The sequence below is a fragment of the Pseudomonas sp. 14A genome (genome assembly GCF_018132745.1).
In the GTDB taxonomy this organism is placed as follows: Bacteria; Pseudomonadota; Gammaproteobacteria; order Pseudomonadales; family Pseudomonadaceae; genus Aquipseudomonas; species Aquipseudomonas mercuritolerans.
This window is the reverse complement of record NZ_JAGRQJ010000003.1, coordinates 36,308-53,758: the sequence shown is the minus strand read 5'-3', so window position 1 is coordinate 53,758 and position 17,451 is coordinate 36,308. Positions and strand designations below refer to the sequence as shown.

Genomic DNA, 17,451 nt, shown 5'->3' with positions numbered 1-17,451 from the left:
CGGCATATATCTAATCGTTCGCTCAGGTCGTCCGGTAACCGGGTGCCAGTACCGCTGTTTCCACGCCGTAGAGCAGCAGGGGATCTTTCAGCCAAAGGCGGTACTCCGGATCACGCAGCCGATGATCTGGCGAACAGTCGACGCTCCATTTGCGCAGCACATAACCAGCCGTAGCCCCGCGCAACCTCAGGCGCAGCACACCGTCTTGCATGGCGTAATCCATGGTGGTGATGTCCGGATGCGGCTGGTCGGGGTGCGGTACCAGTTCGACCTCCAATATCCGGCTCCACTGGACATCCTGCTCCGGTCGCTCATGCTCGGCGACGGGAGACTCCATCAGCAGCTCCGGCCGTCTGATGCGCGTGACCACGAAGTCTCGAAATGCACCACGCTTGCGGTCATAGCCGCGCACGTGCCAGCGCAAGCCCGTATCAATGAGGGCAAACGGCACGATCTCCCGCTGGGTCTTGCCACGCTCTAGCGAGTAGTACTCCACACGCAGAGGGCAACGGTGGTAAATGGCACGGGTCACGATACCCAAAGTGTCCAGATCCGGCTGGGTGAAACGCCCGGACGTTACGCAGGAGATTCCTGGAGCACTGCTGGCCGGCTCGCCATCGCCAAACCCCTCTGCCAGCCAGGCCAGTACCCGGTCAACAGAGAAGGTGAATATCGGCCGGAACTCCTTGGTCGGCGTGTAGATTTTGCTGCTGCGGTCATACGCCAGGTTGTTGCCGGCGAGCTCGCGGTAGGTGGCGAGGTCACGGGTAGCAGCCGCCGTTTGAATGCCGAAGCGCTGAACCAAGTCCTGCCTGCCTATCTCCCCCACGAATCGCAGGCGCAACTCCAGGTAAGCAAGGCGATCGCGTTGGGCTTGCGTTAGCTGCGAGAGGGCGTCAGTGGTCATGGTTCGTCTGATTGTAGTTAAAGCCACGACAGGATAAATTGCGATCACAACACCCGCAATTAAAAATCATAAAAGTACAATTTACAGATCATTTTGATTCGTTATTACGTAAAGCTACGGCTGCCGCCCCGCCCGCCCCGCAAACTCGGAACGGGCATGCACATATGGCTATTTACCAATTTGCCCACGAGATAGAGCATGCAGAACGGGTGATTTTGCGCAAAGCTCAAGGACGCTGGATTCAGCTATCCGATAGGCCAAGCTGCGAAAATGAACCGCGCCTGGTGGGGGGAGTGACCTGTAGAGCAGAAGCGGCACTTGGGGTAAGACGAAGGTGCAACACGCTGCCAGTACGCATGGGGATGGATACAGAAAAATGAACGACGACTGCTTTTCTGCCAATCACTTCCATCGTTTAATCGGCCCTGGGAGCCCTGTACCGGCGAGCGCAGGGGCAACGATCAACAGTGCGACCATTTGCTTGATAGATTCGGCCCCGATTCGTATTTGGGGACGGTTCTCAAAAGGCACCGTCCATCGGAATCCAGACCACGCAGCGTTCCAACTGGTATTCCAAGCAAGTTGAGCAAAAAATTATTTACCAGCAAAAACAGATAGATACCGACCGATTTCAAATTACCCCGGCCCACCAACTCCAGCGAGACGACACCTTACTGCGTCTTCTTTTGGGACTTAGCTTGACTGAATTTAGGGTTTCTCTGGTTTGAGATCTTCGGCATACAACAATTTCCAAAGCGGTCGGGAAAGGGTGAGACGCAACCCACGTCTGTGCGCTCAGACGAAATGAATCCGCAATGCCCTGATCCACCGCGACTACTTCGTCAGCGCCTCGATCCGGATCATGATCTTCGCTGATCGCATCGAATTGATCAGCCCCGGGCACCTGCCTGACGTACTCGATACCGAGAAAATTCGATTCGGCCTGTCCAATCGTCGTAACCCGACGCTCACGTCCCATGCTGTGCACATCCTGCCCTATCGCGGTTTGGGTACAGGCATTCCGCGTGCTATCGACGCTTGGCCAATGATTACCCTTGACGACGACCGGCAAAGTAACCAATTCAGGGTGGTGATTAAGAGGACCGTTGAGAAAGGGCCTCTTTCGGGCCCAAGCGGGGACCAAGTAGGGACTAAGTCGGGACCAAGTCGGGACCAAGCAGGGACTGAGTCCGTTGTCGACGGAGAACAAGCCGTAAACCGCCTGTATTTGCAGCCAGAGCAGATAACGCTGCTAAGCAGGACGACAGGTGAGCACACTGTGCTCGAGCTGATGACCTTCGTCGGGCGCAGCAACCGCAGCAAGTTTCGCGAGCAGGTTTTGGCCCCACTACTGGCGAGTGGCGTGGTCGAGATGACCGTTCCAGACAAGCCCAACAGCAGCAAGCAACGCTATCGCCTGACAGCGGTCGGCCGAGCGCTGAAAGCTGAACACCGCCCCTCGGACGACTGACCCCGGGCAAACGAATTTTCACGCCAGCGCAATCTGGCGCTTTGTACACTTCGCCACAGGTAAGCGCGGCCGTCGGGCGGCTATAGTGGGCTGAGTCTTTATCAGGATTAGAAAGAACCATGTCCGTCCCGACCTACGACCAGTTCATCGAGCCCATCCTGCGGTTTCTCTCGGTTCATCCGGAAGGTGCCACCGCATCCGAGGCCCACGAAGCGGCCGCACAGGCATTGGGCCTAAGCGAAGCACAGCGGCAGGAGACCATCGCCAGTGGCCAGGCCACCTATAAGAACCGTTCAGGCTGGGCGCATGACCGGCTGAAGCGCGCCGGCTATTCCAGCAGCGCCAAGCGTGGCTATTGGCAGTTGACCGACACCGGCCGTGTATTCGCTCAGGCCAACCCTGCCCCGTTGAGCGCAGAACTGGTCGAGCATCTGGCTGTGAATTTCATGAGCGTGAAGCTGAAGACAGCACCGGATGCGGCCTCACTGGATGAGAGCACCGATGCGTCCATGTCGATTGCCACGACCGAGCTTGCTACGAGCAGCCCACAGGAGCGTCTCAACCAAGCCATCCTCGAGCTGCGCACGAGCGTAGCGGGCGACTTGCTGGACAGCCTGCTGCAAGCAAGCCCGACCCGCTTCGAACATATTGTGCTCGACGTGCTGCACAGCTTGGGCTACGGCGCGAACCGTCAGGCGCTGCAGCAAGTCGGTGGTAGTGGCGACGGAGGTATCGACGGCGTGATTTCGCTGGACGCACTCGGGCTGGAGAAGGTTTACGTGCAGGCCAAGCGCTGGCAGAACACCGTCGGCCGTCCCGACCTGCAGGCGTTTTATGGCGCCCTCGCCGGACAAAAAGCCAAACGTGGCGTATTCATCACCACTTCCGGCTTCACCGCTCAAGCCGTTGACTTTGCGCGCTCGGTTGAGGGGCTGGTGCTGGTCGATGGCAAACGCTTGGTCAACCTGATGCTTGACCACGACGTGGGCATCAGCTCGCAGCTTTACAAGGTTCCCAGGCTCGACAGCGATTACTTTGACGAATCGCTCGGATGAGTAAAAATCAGTGCCTGCCACAGCAGCCACTCCGGACTTATCGCCCGTAAACAATGAATTTTTCTTCACCACGCTGAATCCGCTCACGCTGTAAAGTCCATCCCGCTCATTCAAGAAACTACGGTTCGCCCGCGCTCCTAGCGGGCTTTTTTTCGTCTGCCATCCAGCACACCTTGCCGCTCCCCACCATATGCGCGACTCTGCCTGCAGATCCCTCGCCAAGGAGCGCTCGATGCCGCTGTTATCCCTCCCCTGCCCGCGCCTGACCCTTGCCATCCTCTCCCCCGATCAGGCCGAGCTCGAAAGCGCTTTCTACCAGCGCAACCAGCGGCACCTGGCTCGCTGGTCGCCCATCCGCACCACCGACTACTTCTCCACTGCCAACATCCGTCGTCGCTTGGAGATCCAGGCCAGCGCCTTCGAAGCAGGCCTGGCGATGCATTTCGCTCTGCTGTCGTCGGACGGTCAGCAGATGATTGGTGCGTGCAATTTCAGCGGGATTATTCGTGGGGCATTTCAGGCGTGTTATTTGGGTTATCACATCGATGAGGCGCATCAGGGGCAGGGTTTGATGCAGGAGGGGCTGGAGGCGGGGATTGGTTATATGTTCGATGTGCAGAATCTGCATCGGATCATGGCCAATTACATTCCCGGAAATGAGCGCAGTGCGCGGTTGCTTGAGCGTTTGGGTTTTGAGCGTGAGGGCTACGCGAAGGCGTATCTGAACATTGCCGGGCGTTGGCAGGATCATGTGCTGACGGCGCTGGTCAATCCGGGGTTCGAGGCGCCGGATCAGCGCTGGTCGCGGCGCCTGGGTTGAGTTGCGCTAAATCTGTCAGACAAAAATCCTTTCAGCTCTCGGGTTTGCGGCCGATACAGACCTGCTAACACCCCTGCTGGCTCAAAAGAACAACAATCTTCCAGCTTAACTGACGACCAAGAAACCCAACGTTTCTGGAGGATTTGCATGAATAGCTGGTTCGGTAACATCAGCGTGAACATGAAACTCGGCCTGGGCTTCGGCCTGGTGCTGGCCCTGACCTGCGTTCTGGCGCTGACCGGCTGGACCAGCCTCGGTGGCCTGATCGACCGCAGCAACTGGATGAGCGACATCACCCAGCTCAACGCCGGCCTGACCAAACTGCGCGTGGTGCGCCTGCAATACATGCTGACCAACGGCGACGAAACCGCCGCGCAGAATGTGCAGGCCACCCTGGAAAGCTTCGCCGCTCAGCAGCAGGCGCTGATCAGCAAATTCAAGAGTCCGGAGAACGTCAAACTGCTCAAGCAGCAGGCCGCGACCATCGCTGAATACCAGACCTCGCTGAACAAAATGCGCAACGCCTATCGCACCGGCAACAGCGCCCGCGACACCATGAGCGCCAACGCCCAGACCGCGTACAACCTGATCGAATCGATCAGCCAGCGCGTGCAGCAGATGGAGTTGAGCGATCAACGTTTCGAGCAGTTCCAGGCTGTCACTGCGGCCAAGGAAGCGTTCATCCTCGCGCGCTATGAAGTGCGTGGTTACACCGCGACCAGCAACGCCGAGACCGAGCAGAAAGCCGTCGGCCAGATCGACGCGGCCATCGCCAGCCTCAAACCGCTGAATGCGCAATTCGCTTCGACTCAGCAGGATGCCCTGCGCCAATTGGAAACCGCGCTGACCAGCTACCGCAGCGCGTTGATGGCGTACAAAAACGCCAACACCGATGCCGTGCAGGCGCGTAAGGAAATGACCGATCAGGGCACCACCATCGTCGCCCTGAGCGAGCAGCTGTACCAGATCCAGCTTGATCGCCGTGACGCTGAAAGCGCCCAGGCGCGCACCTTCCAATTGATCAGCACGTTGCTGGCGCTGCTGGTTGGCGTGATTGCTGCGGTGATCATCACCCGTCAGATCACCCGGCCGTTGCAGGAAACCCTCGCCGTGGTCGAGCGCATCGCCAGCGGCGACCTGACCCAGAATGTCACCGTCACTCGCCGCGACGAACTCGGCGTGTTGCAGCAAGGCATCGCGCGCATGGGCGTGACCCTGCGTGATTTGATCAGTGGCATCCGCGACGGCGTTACTCAGATTGCCAGCGCCGCTGAAGAACTCTCGGCCGTGACCGAGCAGACCAGCGCCGGTGTGAACAGCCAGAAAGTCGAGACCGATCAGGTCGCCACCGCCATGCACGAAATGACTGCCACCGTGCAGGAAGTTGCGCGCAATGCTGAGGAAGCGTCGCAAGCCGCGGCCGCGGCGGATGGCGAAGCCCGTGAAGGCGACAAGGTGGTGAATGAGGCCATCGCGCAGATCGAGCGTCTGGCCAGCGAAGTGGTGCGTTCGACCGAAGCGATGAGCGTGCTGCAACAGGAAAGCGACAAGATCGGCAGCGTCATGGACGTGATCAAGGCGGTCGCCGAACAGACCAACCTGCTCGCCCTCAACGCCGCGATCGAAGCAGCGCGTGCCGGTGAAGCCGGGCGTGGGTTTGCCGTGGTTGCCGATGAGGTGCGCGGTCTGGCTCAGCGTACGCAGAAGTCGACTGAGGAAATCGAAGGTCTGGTCGCCGGTCTGCAGAACGGCACCCAGCAGGTTTCGGCGGTGATGAACAACAGCCGCGCGCTGACCGACAGCAGCGTCGCCCTGACGCGCAAGGCCGGCGCCTCGCTGGAAAACATCACCCGCACGGTGTCGAATATCCAGTCGATGAACCAGCAGATCGCCGCTGCTGCCGAACAGCAAAGCGCCGTGGCCGAAGAGATCAGCCGCAGCATCATCAACGTCCGCGACGTGTCCGAGCAGACCGCAGCGGCGAGTGATGAGACGGCAGCGTCGAGTGTTGAACTGGCGCGGTTGGGTGGTCAGTTGCAGCAGATGGTCAGCCACTTCCGCGTATGACGTTCGTTTTGCGCTGAGGCTGAAACCGAATCGCGGGCAAGCCCGCTCCCACAGGTTTTCGTGGTCGAGCACTGTTGATGTGTTCACCTCGCTCCCACATTTGGATTTGTGTGACTCACCGGATTTTGAGCAGACCACAGATTTCTTGTGGGAGCGAGCTTGCCCGCGATGGCGGTGGGTCAGTCAAATCAACATTGTCTGACGCTGCGCCTTCGCGAGCAGGCTCGCTCCCACATTGGATCTGTGGGGCTCGCTGGATTTTGATCACACCGCAAAACCCTGTGGGAGCGAGCCTGCTCGCGAATGCGGTTTAAATGACAGAGCAGATTTTCAGACCTGCCACGGATTGATCACTTCAATCCCGGCAAACTCGAAATCCCGGACATTGCGCGTAGCAATCGCGGCTCCACGATTTCGGCAGATCGCTGCGATTTGCGCATCGGCCATTGCAGTCCCCCGCCCCTTCGCCTCTGCATCGGCTACCAGCGTCGCGTACTCGACGGCTGCGTGGGCATCGAATGGCAAAATCCGCCCGGCAAAATCCTCTTCAAACATTGCCAAAGCGTGGGCCTGGAGTTTTTGTTTGCGCTTGCCGGAAGGTAATCGAGCGATGCCGTGCAGTATCTCCGCCACGGTGATTGCGCTGATGGCCAGGTCCATGGCCGGTTGCGCATCCACCCAAGCCAACACTTGAGCCTCGGGTTCGATACGCATGAATTCGGATAGAACGTTGGTATCGAGCACTATCATTCAGAAAAGTCCACCCCGAGCGGTTTTTCTGCACGCGCAGGCAGATCGAGCTCGGCTCCGCCCTCGGCGCTGAAACGCTGGTGGATCCGACTGCCCAGCCCTCCGGCACGATCAACCGTGGTGAGCGCTCGGCCCAGAATCAGCCGAGCCTCTTCTTCCATGGAATGTCCGTTGTGTGCAGCGGTAATGCGCAACTGCTCCTTGAGCTTCTCGTCAAGGTTTCGAATGGTGATGCTGGCCATGTCGCCCTCCTGCAATCAATGAAATCATTGATTGCAGGCTAGCATATTCAGGTCTGAAGGAGTGAGGCTTAGCCGAACGGCACCGTCGGCACCGGCACTCCGCAATACCCCCGTGGGAGCGAGCCTGCTCGCGAAAGCGGTGGATCATTCAGATCATCATTGACTGAAACTCCGCCTTCGCGAGCAGGCTCGCTCCCACAGGGGTCTAGGGTGTCAGGACTATTCGGGATACCCGGTGATTTTGCGGATGCTTTGGTACAGCGGTTTGAGCTGCCGGTACATACGCAAATACACCTCTCTGTACAACTGCTCATAAACCTTCTGCGCCTCAGGCTGCGGTGTGAAAACCGCTCCAACCCGAGTCATCGCCGCAATGGCCGATGGAAAATCCCGATGCAACCCCAACCCCACCGCACAGCAAATCGCCGCCCCCAACCCGGACGCTTCATACACATGCGGGCGCTCTGCCGGCAGGCCGAAGATGTTGGCGGTCAGTTGCATGGCGGCGTCGCTTTGTGAGCCGCCGCCGGCAACGCGCAGGCGTTTGATCGAGACCTTTGAGCGTCGCTCGATGTTCTCCATGCCCTGGCGCAGCGCGTAGGCCAGGCCTTCGAGAATCGCCCGGTAGATGTGCGCGCGGGTGTGTACGTCGCCGAAGCCGATCATCGCGCCTTTGGCTTCCACGCCCGGTTCGCGGATGCCCGGTGACCAGTAGGGTTGCAGCATCAGGCCCATCGAGCCCGGTGGCACTTCGTTGACCAATGCGTCGAACAGTTGCTCCGGTTCGATGCCCTGCGCATTTGCCTGTTGCATCTCGCGCAGGCCGAATTCGTTCTTGAACCAGCTGACCATCCAGTAGCCGCGATAGATCATCACTTCGCAGTTGTACTGATCGGGCACGGCTGAGGGGTACGGCGGGATCAGCGGGACGATTTCCAGGTAGCGTGAGCGTGTGCTGGTGATGGTCGCGGTGGTGCCGTAGGACAGGCACACGGTGCTGGCATCGACCACGCCGGAGCCGATCACTTCGCAGGCCTTGTCGGCGCCGGCGGCAATCAGCGGCAGGCCTTCGGGAATGCCGGTGTGCCGGGCGGCTTCGGCGCTGATATAGCCAAGGGTTTCGCCGGGTTTGTGCAGGCTCGGCAACTGCTGCGGGCGCACCGCCAGGGCCTGCCATTTCCAGTCGCGCGGCGCCGCCCATTTCAGCCGCTTGAAGTCGAAGGGCAGATAGCCGACGCAGCAGCCGACCGAATCGACGAAGCGTCCGCACAAGCGATGAGTGAGAAAGCCCGAAAGCAGCAGAAACTTGTCGGTCGCCGCCCACACTTCGGGCTGATGCCGGGCGATCCAGTTGGCCTCGGCCTGGGCGCGAAAGTAATCCACCGTTGCCTTGGCGCCGACCAGTTTGAACAGCCAGCCCCACGGCCCCTTGATGCCGCCCTCGACCTCGGCCTGACGTTGATCAAGCCAGACAATCGCCGGGCGCAGCGGTTTGCCGCTGGCATCGACATTGATCACCGTGCCGCGCTGGGTAGTCAGGGACACGCCGGCAATCTGCGCACGGTCGATGCCGGTCTGCTGCCAGAGTTGCTGACACGCCTCGCCGAGTTTCGCCCAGTAATATTCCGGATCCTGCTCGGCCCAACCGGGTTGCGTCGAGTAGTACGCCTGCAAGTCGACTTTGCCTTTGCCGAGCAGATTGCCCTGCTGATCGAAGAGCAATGCGCGCACGCTCTGAGTGCCGTTGTCGATCGCTAACAGGTATTTCATGGCGTGATCTCCGGCAGGCCGTGATCGCGCAGCCACAACAATCGATAACGCTGGATTTCCGCTAGCCAGCGCTCATCGTCCCAGGCCAATCGTGGCTGGCAGAGCGTGCGAATCGCAGGCAGATAGTCCTCGCCACCGCGCGGCAGCAACAGGCCCAAACGGGTGCGGCGCAGCAGCAAATCATCCAAATGCAGAATCATTTCCGCCTCGCAGGCGAACGCCAGTTCTGCCCACAACGTATCGCTGGCCCCAACCGTTTCCAGACCGAGTTCGCCGAGCAATTGCGCCAGCCTCGGCAGGTCTCGACCGTGACGTCCGGCCAAGCGTCGCCATTGACTGGCGCCCAGTCCCGCAATTGTCAGCGGTGGCACAGCGGCGAACACCGCCGCGCCGTCATCGACAAAAGAGCGCCCGAGCATCGCCGCACAAGCCTTGAGCACTTCGATCGCTTGCGGGCGAAATGTGGTCAGTTTGCCGCCGGCCAAAGTGACCCAACCCGGCTCCTGCCACAACACATGTTCGCGGGTTTCATTGGACGGTTTGCCCTGCTGCGCACCCGCCGCGCTGCCCACCACCGGACGCACGCCTGACCAGGTCGACAGCACGTCGTCGACGCCCACTTCGGCGCCGGGAAATTGCTGTTGGCACGCGGCGAGCAGATAGTCGAGTTCGTCGCTGGAAATGCGCGCGCTGTGGTCGAGATCTTCGCGGTGATCGAGGTCCGTGGTGCCGACCACCGTCGCGCCTTCCCACGGAAACACGAACACCGGGCGCCGATCGCGCTCATGCAGAAAAGTGAACGCCTGCGCGACCGGCAGACGCCAGCCTGGCAGCAACAGATGACTGCCGCGCAACGGTCGCAACTGCTTCGCAGCGTCAGCGGGACGGAGGCGCTCAGCCCATGCGCCCGTGGCCACGGCCAGCACGCCACAGCGCAATTGCAGCGTGACGCCGCCCTCGCCATCTTCGATCTGAACCCCGCACACCCGCCCGCCTTCACGCAGCAGTTGCGTGACCCGCACACCATTGAGCACCACCGCGCCATCGGCCCGAGCCTCGCGTAGTATGCGCATCACCAGCCGCGCGTCATCAGTCAGCGCATCGACAAAACAGCTGCCGCCGAGCAGGCCGTTTTCCTTCACCCCCGGGGCGAGATAACGCAGTTGTTGTGCGTCGTGAAAAGCATGGTTGCGCCGCCCCGCCAGCGCGTCGTACACCGAGAGCAGGCCGCCCATGACGCGCGGCCCGGGAAAGCCGCCGCGATAGTGCGGCATCATGAAACTCATCGGCTCGACCAGCCCCGGCGCTTCGTCGAGCAGGCGCTGACGCTCGCGCACCGAATCGCGGGTCAGCCGCCACTGGCCCTTGGCGATGTAACGCAAACCGCCGTGGACCATTTTCGATGATCGGCTGGACGTGCCCCAGGCAAAATCGCGCTGTTCCAGCAGCAGACAGCGCCAGCCCCGGCGCGCGGCTTCGCGGACAATCCCGGCGCCGCCGATGCCGCCGCCGATCACGATCAGGTCCCAGGTTTCATCCGCCAGCGTCGGCAGAATCTGCTCGCGCCACTGCGCGTTCCAGTTCGCCGTCATGGCCGCGACTCTGGCAACAGCGTGCCCGGGTTGAGGCGCCCTTCCGGGTCGAAATGTTCACTCAGTGCCTGCAACGTCTGCATCGCCAGCGGGCCTTTTTCCCGTAGCAGATACGGCGCATGATCCTTGCCGACGCCATGCTGATGGCTGATGGTGCCGTGGTTGTCGACGATGGTTTGGCTGGCCGCGTGTTTGAGCATCCGCCAGCGCGCCAGCGTCGCGGCATAGTCCGCTGCCGGGCGAAACACGTAGGTGGTGTAAATGCTCGAGCCCTCACCGTAAACGTGCGAGAGATGAGTGAACACATGCACCCGTTCGCCCTCGGCGGCCAAGGCGTCGCGCAGGCTGTTTTCGATCAGGCTGAGCAAGTGATCGACGTTGCTCCAGTCGGTGGCGGTTTCGAGGGTGTCGACCACGTAACCGGCGTTCCACAGGTTCTCGCGCAGGTAGGGAAAGCGGAAGCGGTTCCGCGCCCACTTCTTGCCCAGCAGGGTACCGGTGAATACGCCGCCGAAGGCTTTCAGATGCTGGCGCGCGTGTTTCAGCGACAGTGCGTTTTGCTGGCGATTGCCGGTCACACCGAAGGTCAGCAGGCATTTGCCGGCGCCGGCACCGCGCAGCTTGAGGTACTTTTCCAGCCAGGCGATCTGCTGCGGATGGCCGGCCAGCGCCAGTTGCGTTTCGGTTTCCACCGCGTTGGACAGGCGCAGCATCGACAGCGGTACGCGCGCCTGCGCCAGTTGCCGGATCGCCTGCAATGCCTGCGGCCAGTCGGGCAGGAACACACCGTAGAAACGTTCGTCCGCCGGCAACGCGCTGACTCGCACTTTGACTTCGGAAATGATCCCGAAACGGCCTTCGCAACCGAGCACCATTTCACGCAGATCGGGACCTGCCGCCGACGCGGGAAAGGTTGGAATCTGCAGAGGCCCGGCGAACGTTTCCAGGGTGCCGCCGGCGAACAATTGCTCGATCCGACCGTAGCGCAACGACTGCTGACCGCTGGAACGACTGGCCACCCAACCGCCCAGCGTCGACAGCTCCCACGACTGCGGAAAATGCCCCAGCGTGTAGCCGCGTGCGCGCAACTGGCTTTCCACTTGCGGCCCGCTGGCGCCGGGGCCGAATGTCGCCAACAGGCTCTGTTCGTCGAGATCGGTCAGGCGATTCATCCGCGCCAGCGACACCGTCAGCACCGGCCGCGTGGAGTTCGGCGGATTGATGTGTCCGGCCACCGATGTGCCGCCGCCATAGGGAATCAGGCACAGATCCTGATCATGGGCGAGCGCCAGCAATTGGCGGATCTGCTCAGCGCTTTCGGGAAAGGCCACGGCATCGGGATAAGTACCCAACGCGCCTTCGCGCAACGCCAGCCAGTCCGGCAGGCTCTGGCCGCGCGCGTGCAACAGGCGATCGTGAGTATCGACGCTGTACAAGCGATGAGGCACCAGGCGCGAGGTCGGCACTTGCGCCAACGCCGCTGCCAGAGTCGCATCGGGCAATGCCCGGCCGGCGCCCAGGCGTTCGTGGAGAAATGTCGCGCCCTGGGCCGGCAGTTCGACCACCGTGCCTGCCTCTCCCCAACCGTTCCAGCGTCGCATGCGTGTGTCCTTTTTCTGCCGTTGGATCAAGCTTGCATACTAGTCAGCGCTGGAGATCTGTCACGGTCGCATCCGGCCAGATCCTGTAGCGAATGGCGCCAAACGTCCGGGCATTTACTTTCGCCGGGCAATCCACTTACCTTGCGCCATTCATTCGCTCACGCGCCGTCGATCAAAGGACCGCGACCATGCCATCGCTCGGCTTCACTTCCGTTCCGCCGCTGCTCAAATACCTGCGCCATGCCGAACAGTTGGGCCTGGCCATCGAGCCTGCATTGGCGGCGGCCGGGTTGCAGGCGCAGCAGTTGAGCGACAACACCTTGCGCCTGCCGGGTGAGGTTCACGAGCGCTTGCTGGATTATTTCTGCGAGCACTCGGGCGATGGGTTGTTCGGGCTGCATGCGGCGAATTTCGTCCTGCCCAATTCGTGGAGCGTGCTCGGTTACATCACCATGAATTGCGCGACGCTGGGCGATGCGATGAGCCGGATCATGCCGTTCGAAAAACTCGTCGGCGACATGGGCGTCAGCCGCGCCGAGGTGCAGGGCGAGCACGTGCATCTGGTCTGGACCTGCCGCTACCAGCGGCCACGGATTCGCCGGCATCTGGTGGAAAACGTGCTCGGTTCGTGGCTGCACTACGCGCGCTGGATCGCCGACACGCAGCTGTCGCCGGCCTGCGTATGGCTGGAGCATGCGCGGCCGGATGAGGTGACGCTGGCCGAGTACGAGGCGTTTTTTGGTTGCCCGGTGCTGTTCGATCAGGCGTATTCGGCGCTGGTGGTGCCGCTGGATTATTTGCAGTTGCCGCTGCGCCAGGCCGATGCGCAGTTGCTGCGAACTCTGGAAGAACATGCGATGGGCTTGCTGGCGACGCTGGAGGATGCGTCGCTCGGGGAGCAGGTGAAAAACATCCTGCGGGGTTTGCTCAAGGAGGGCTTGCCGCGCAAGGAGCAAGTGGCGGAGCAGCTCAGCATCTCGGTGCGCACGTTGCAGCGGCAGTTGCAGCAGGTCGGGACGTCGTATCAGCAGATTCTCGATGAGCTGCGTCAGGAGTTGGCGGAGCATTATTTGCTTAATAGCACGTTGCCGATTCAGGACATTGCGCAGTATCTGGGCTTTACCGAACCGCGCTCGTTTCATCGCACCTTCAAGAGCTGGCGCGGGATGCCGCCGGGGGAGTTTCGGCTGCGGAATCGGCGGTGATGCTGATGACCTCTTCGCGAGCAGGCTCGCTCCCACAGTAGTTCTCGGTTGTCTGCATTTCCGAGTTCACCGCAGATCCCCTGTGGGAGCGAGCCTGCTCGCGAAGGCGTCATTCGCCACATCGATTAAACACGTCTTGGCACAACCGTTTAAAGCCGCCAGACATTCAGCGAAACCACCCACAATTCCTTGCGCCGCTGCCTACGCCTGCGCCAGAATCCGCCGGCTTGTGCGCCATGGGGCCTGCCGGTAACTTGATTCGGTCACTGATTTCTCAGTGATCGAGCTTAGCGGCTCGGACAGCATTCCGGTTGTACAAGTCCAATCCGGTCAGGCTCACGCCTGCACTCGATGGTGGCTGTGCGCATGGCATCTTCGGATGCACCGGGTTGAATGCTTACCGGTCCGCTAACTTGCGCACAGCTGCCTCCCTTTGCTTAGCGGCGAAACGGATGCAGCTTCATAAGAGGCAAGCATTCATGTTCAAAGTAACCCCAAACCCGCCCCCCACAGACCCGGCATCTCCCTACGAATCCGCCGACTCAAAGAAATTCCACGAAGCCGCCGACCGCGCCCTCGACCATTACCTCGGCCCATCCAGCGCTGAATTCATGGCCCCGCCCTACAAGTCCAACACGCTGTACATGGCCAATCCCGACGCCGACAACGAATCGCTGTTGGCCGACGCCTGCGAAACCCTGGGGTCGGCGACGGTGATGCTCAACGATCAGGCAGGGCTGGTGAACGGCTCGCAACGCAAGACGTTGCAGGGCATTGCGCAGATTGTGATGGTCGCGGAGATGGCGGTGAATCGGGTGCTGGATCGGTTGGTGCCGACTGATTGAGGACTTTTGCGGGATTTGGTGTGGGCTGGTTTTTGTGGGGTGTCAGGGGTTGCCCTCACCCCAGCCCTCTCCCCAGGGAGAGGGAGCCGACCGTGCGATGCTCACGAATTACGCCGACCAGAAATGACCGCTGTGAATCCATATTCGACTCGGCCGTTCAGGTCGACGTTAGAAGCGCGGTCAACTCGGTCGGTCCCCTCTCCCCCCGGGAGAGGGCTAGGGTGAGGGGCTTTTGATCTTGGGCGCCAAGCTCAAAGACTGATCGCATTGGTAAACACCAACCGATTGCCAAACGGATCGGCAATGGTCATGTCCTGGCTGCCCCACGGCATCGCCTGAATCTGCGGATGCGAGAACGTGTAATCCTTGGCCATCAACTGCTGCTGAAACGCCTCCAGCTCATCGGTCTCGATACGCAGCGCCGAACCCGGGCAGGCATCGCCGTGATGCTCGGACAGATGCAGCACACACTCGCCCCGTGACACCTGCAGATACAGCGGAAAATTCGCTTCGAAGCGGTGCTGCCAGTCGATCTTGAAACCGAGAAAATCGACGTAGAACTCGACAGCCTTGGCCTCATCGAAGATCCGCAGGACCGGGGTGGTTTTGCCGAAGCTCATGGGGTGCTCCCTGACTGATTGGCCCCACAGTGTAGACGGGGAGGATGTCAGCAAATCGGCTTGTGGATGGCTTTCTTTAATTGCAATGTGCCATCACCACAGAAAATCAAAAGATTGCAGCCGGGTGTACACCTGTAGGAGCTGCCGAAGGCTGCGATCTTTTGGCGTCATCACCATCAATCAAATCCTTCGCGCAAATCACCTTCACGTGCCAGAAACCGACCTGCCCTGCCCCCACTCGCCTGTCCATCGCGATAACTCAACACGCCGTTGATCCAAACCCCGTCGATCCCCTGCGCCGCCCGTTGCGGATCGTTGAAATCGGCCACGTCACGCACGGTCGCCGGATCAAACAACACCAGATCCGCCCAGTGTCCTTCACGTATCTCGCCCCTTTCCTGCAAGCCAAAACGCGCCGCCGACAGGCCGGTCATCTTGTGCACGGCGGTGTGCAGCGGAAACAGGCCGACGTCGCGACTGAAATGGCCCAGTACCCGTGGGAAAGCGCCCCACAGGCGCGGATGCGGGAACGGGTCTTCGGGCAGTCCGTCAGAGCCGACCATCGACAGCGGATGAGCGAGGATTCTTCTGACGTCGGCCTCGTCCATGCCGTAGTACACCGCGCCCGCCGGTTGTAGACGTTTCGCGGTTTCTTCCAGCGACAGTTTCCATTCGCCAGCGATGTCGATCAGGTCGCGCCCGCTGACTTCCGGGTGCGGCGTCGACCAGGTGATGGTGATGCGATGGGCATCGGTGACTTGCTTCAAATCCAGGGTCGAAGAACTCGCCGCGTACGGGTAGCAATCGCAGCCGACCGGATGGGTTTTCGCTGCCTCTTCCAGCGCTGCGAGCAATTGCGGACTGCGCCCCCAGTTACCGACGCCGGCGCATTTGAGGTGGGAAATAATCACCGGCGATTGCGCGTGTCGGCCGATCTGGAAAGCTTCATCCATCGCCTCCAACACCGGGGCGAATTCGCTGCGCAAATGGGTGGTGTACACCGCGCCGAACGCCGTGAGTTCTTCGGTCAGTTGCATGACTTCATCGGTCGAGGCGTTGAAGGCGCTGGCGTAGGCCAGGCCTGTGGATAAACCCAACGCGCCGGCCTCGAGGCTGTCGCGCAACTGCTCGCGCATGCCGGTGATTTCGTCGGGGGTCGCGGTGCGGAACAAGTCGTCGAGGTGATTGCTGCGCAGCGCCGTGTGGCCAACCAGCGCGGCGACATTCAGCGTGGTATTGGCCGCTTCGACGGCGGCGCGGTAGTCGCTGAAGCGCGGATAGACGAACGCCGCTGCGCTGCCGAGCAGGTTCATCGGATCGGGTGGATCGCCCTTCAAACTCACTGGCGAAGCGCTGATGCCGCAATTGCCGACAATCACCGTGGTCACGCCCTGGCTGAGCTTGGGCAGCATCTCGGGTTGGCGGATGACTACGGTGTCGTCGTGGGTGTGCACGTCGATGAAACCCGGCGCCAGTACCCGGCCGGCGGCGTCGATTTCTTCGCTGGCGCGGGCGTCAGGCAGATCGCCTATGCGCCCGATGCGGCCATTGAGAATCGCCACGTCGGCGCGGTAGCCCGGCGTGTTGCTGCCGTCGATGAGCAGAGCGTTGCGGATCAGGGTGTCGTACTGCATGTCAGTCTCCCAGCGGCAGGTGATCGTCGCCGCCACGGTATTCGTCGAGGGCGAGTTTGATTCGCCGCAGGCGTTCTTGATTGTCTTCAGGCCTGGCCAGCGCCAGCTCGGTGGCGAGCACGTCGATGGCCAGCAGCATGCCGTAGCGCGCCGCCGTCGGTTTGTAGATGAACGAGGTTTCCGCGCCCTGCAACGGCAGCACGACGTCGGCCAGTTCGGCCAGCGGTGAATCGCCGCGAGTGATGGCGAGTATGCGCGCGCCGTAGTTGCGCGCCAGCTCCACGGTTTCCAAAAGCTCCGGAGTTATGCCGGTCAGTGAGCAGACGATCAGCACTTGCTCGGCGTTGAGGCTGGCGGCGGTGACGCGCATCATCACCGCGTCATGACACACCGCAATCGGATAGCCGAGGCGCACCAGGCGCACCTGCAATTCATCGCTGCACAGGGTCGAGCAACCGCCCATGCCGAACGCGTGAATCATCCGCGCCCGGCTGAGCAATTTCACTGCGTCGGCGAAGCGCGATTCGTCGAAACCGGCCAGATGCTGGCGCAGCGTGGTTTCGATGTCGCCGACGATCTGCCCATAAAAAGCCGATTGCTCGGGCGTGCTCCCAGGTTCAAGAAAGCGGCTGCCAACGCCGCTGGCCTGGGCCAGTTGCAGGCGCAGATCACGCAGGTCGCGGCAGCCGACCGTGCGGGCAAAGCGCGACAGCGTGGCGGTGCTGACCTCGGCGCGTTGCGCGAGGTCTTCGAGGCTGGCGCTGGCGGCAAACCCGACATCGTCGAGCATCAGCCGCGCAATGCGCCCCTCACCGGCGCTGAAGAAATCCTGGCGGGCGCGGATCTGGTAGAGGATGTCCATGGGCGGCGGG

General features: G+C 61.3%; 15 protein-coding genes. 6 read left to right on the top strand and 9 right to left on the bottom strand.

The features are described from left to right. Positions 1 to 22: 22 nt before the first annotated feature. Positions 23 to 907, bottom strand: coding sequence for a WYL domain-containing protein (locus PS14A_RS02935; protein WP_212615274.1), 885 nt, complete (start codon positions 905 to 907; stop codon positions 23 to 25). Between the two features lie 808 nt (positions 908 to 1,715). Between PS14A_RS02935 and PS14A_RS02930 the strand changes: the two genes are divergently transcribed. The 4 genes from PS14A_RS02930 (at position 1,716) to PS14A_RS02915 (ending at position 6,320) form a co-directional block, all read left to right on the top strand. Further along, positions 1,716 to 2,378, top strand: coding sequence for a Fic family protein (locus tag PS14A_RS02930; RefSeq protein ID WP_349251715.1), 663 nt, complete (start codon positions 1,716 to 1,718; stop codon positions 2,376 to 2,378). Between the two features lie 119 nt (positions 2,379 to 2,497). Beyond that, positions 2,498 to 3,433, top strand: a complete 936-nt coding sequence (locus PS14A_RS02925; RefSeq protein WP_212615272.1) for a restriction endonuclease — start codon at positions 2,498 to 2,500, stop codon at positions 3,431 to 3,433. Between the two features lie 232 nt (positions 3,434 to 3,665). Further along, on the top strand, positions 3,666 to 4,253 hold the full coding sequence (locus tag PS14A_RS02920; protein WP_212615271.1) for a GNAT family N-acetyltransferase: 588 nt from the start codon (positions 3,666 to 3,668) through the stop codon (positions 4,251 to 4,253). A gap of 147 nt (positions 4,254 to 4,400) precedes the next feature. After that, a complete protein-coding gene (locus PS14A_RS02915; RefSeq protein ID WP_212615270.1) occupies positions 4,401 to 6,320 on the top strand; it encodes a methyl-accepting chemotaxis protein in 1,920 nt (639 codons plus the stop codon). Positions 6,321 to 6,650: 330 nt separating this feature from the next. On the opposite strand, the gene PS14A_RS02910 is transcribed toward PS14A_RS02915, so the two are convergent. The 5 genes from PS14A_RS02910 to PS14A_RS02890 form a co-directional block, all read right to left on the bottom strand. Continuing rightward, complete coding sequence (locus PS14A_RS02910) at positions 6,651 to 7,070, bottom strand: type II toxin-antitoxin system VapC family toxin (protein WP_212615269.1); 420 nt, start codon at positions 7,068 to 7,070, stop codon at positions 6,651 to 6,653. Beyond that, entirely contained in the window at positions 7,067 to 7,312 is a 246-nt protein-coding gene (locus PS14A_RS02905; RefSeq protein ID WP_076565651.1) for a plasmid stabilization protein, read from the bottom strand. The genes PS14A_RS02910 and PS14A_RS02905 overlap by 4 nt, the downstream gene beginning before the upstream one ends. A gap of 219 nt (positions 7,313 to 7,531) precedes the next feature. Next, on the bottom strand, positions 7,532 to 9,082 hold the full coding sequence (locus tag PS14A_RS02900) for an FGGY-family carbohydrate kinase (protein WP_212615268.1): 1,551 nt from the start codon (positions 9,080 to 9,082) through the stop codon (positions 7,532 to 7,534). Next, on the bottom strand, positions 9,079 to 10,674 hold the full coding sequence (locus PS14A_RS02895; RefSeq protein WP_212615267.1) for a glycerol-3-phosphate dehydrogenase/oxidase: 1,596 nt from the start codon (positions 10,672 to 10,674) through the stop codon (positions 9,079 to 9,081). Before PS14A_RS02895 ends, PS14A_RS02900 begins: the two co-directional genes overlap by 4 nt. Continuing rightward, a complete protein-coding gene (locus tag PS14A_RS02890) occupies positions 10,671 to 12,275 on the bottom strand; it encodes an FAD-binding oxidoreductase (protein ID WP_212615266.1) in 1,605 nt (534 codons plus the stop codon). Before PS14A_RS02890 ends, PS14A_RS02895 begins: the two co-directional genes overlap by 4 nt. Positions 12,276 to 12,463: 188 nt before the next feature. On the opposite strand from PS14A_RS02890, the gene PS14A_RS02885 reads away from it, so the two are divergent. Together PS14A_RS02885 and PS14A_RS02880 are read left to right on the top strand one after the other, a co-directional pair. Then, complete coding sequence (locus PS14A_RS02885; protein WP_212615265.1) at positions 12,464 to 13,480, top strand: AraC family transcriptional regulator; 1,017 nt, start codon at positions 12,464 to 12,466, stop codon at positions 13,478 to 13,480. A 479-nt stretch (positions 13,481 to 13,959) separates the two neighbouring features. Then, positions 13,960 to 14,325, top strand: coding sequence for a DUF6124 family protein (locus PS14A_RS02880; RefSeq protein ID WP_122602659.1), 366 nt, complete (start codon positions 13,960 to 13,962; stop codon positions 14,323 to 14,325). Between the two features lie 251 nt (positions 14,326 to 14,576). Here the strand turns inward: PS14A_RS02880 and PS14A_RS02875 are convergent, their stop codons facing one another. The 3 genes from PS14A_RS02875 to PS14A_RS02865 all read right to left on the bottom strand — a co-directional run bounded on the left by PS14A_RS02875 (position 14,577) and on the right by PS14A_RS02865 (position 17,441). Continuing rightward, on the bottom strand, positions 14,577 to 14,945 hold the full coding sequence (locus PS14A_RS02875; protein WP_137215556.1) for a glyoxalase superfamily protein: 369 nt from the start codon (positions 14,943 to 14,945) through the stop codon (positions 14,577 to 14,579). 176 nt (positions 14,946 to 15,121) lie between these two features. After that, on the bottom strand, positions 15,122 to 16,579 hold the full coding sequence (locus PS14A_RS02870) for a D-aminoacylase (RefSeq protein ID WP_212615264.1): 1,458 nt from the start codon (positions 16,577 to 16,579) through the stop codon (positions 15,122 to 15,124). A 1-nt stretch (position 16,580) separates the two neighbouring features. Next, positions 16,581 to 17,441, bottom strand: a complete 861-nt coding sequence (locus PS14A_RS02865; protein WP_212615263.1) for a MurR/RpiR family transcriptional regulator — start codon at positions 17,439 to 17,441, stop codon at positions 16,581 to 16,583. Positions 17,442 to 17,451 lie beyond the last annotated feature (10 nt).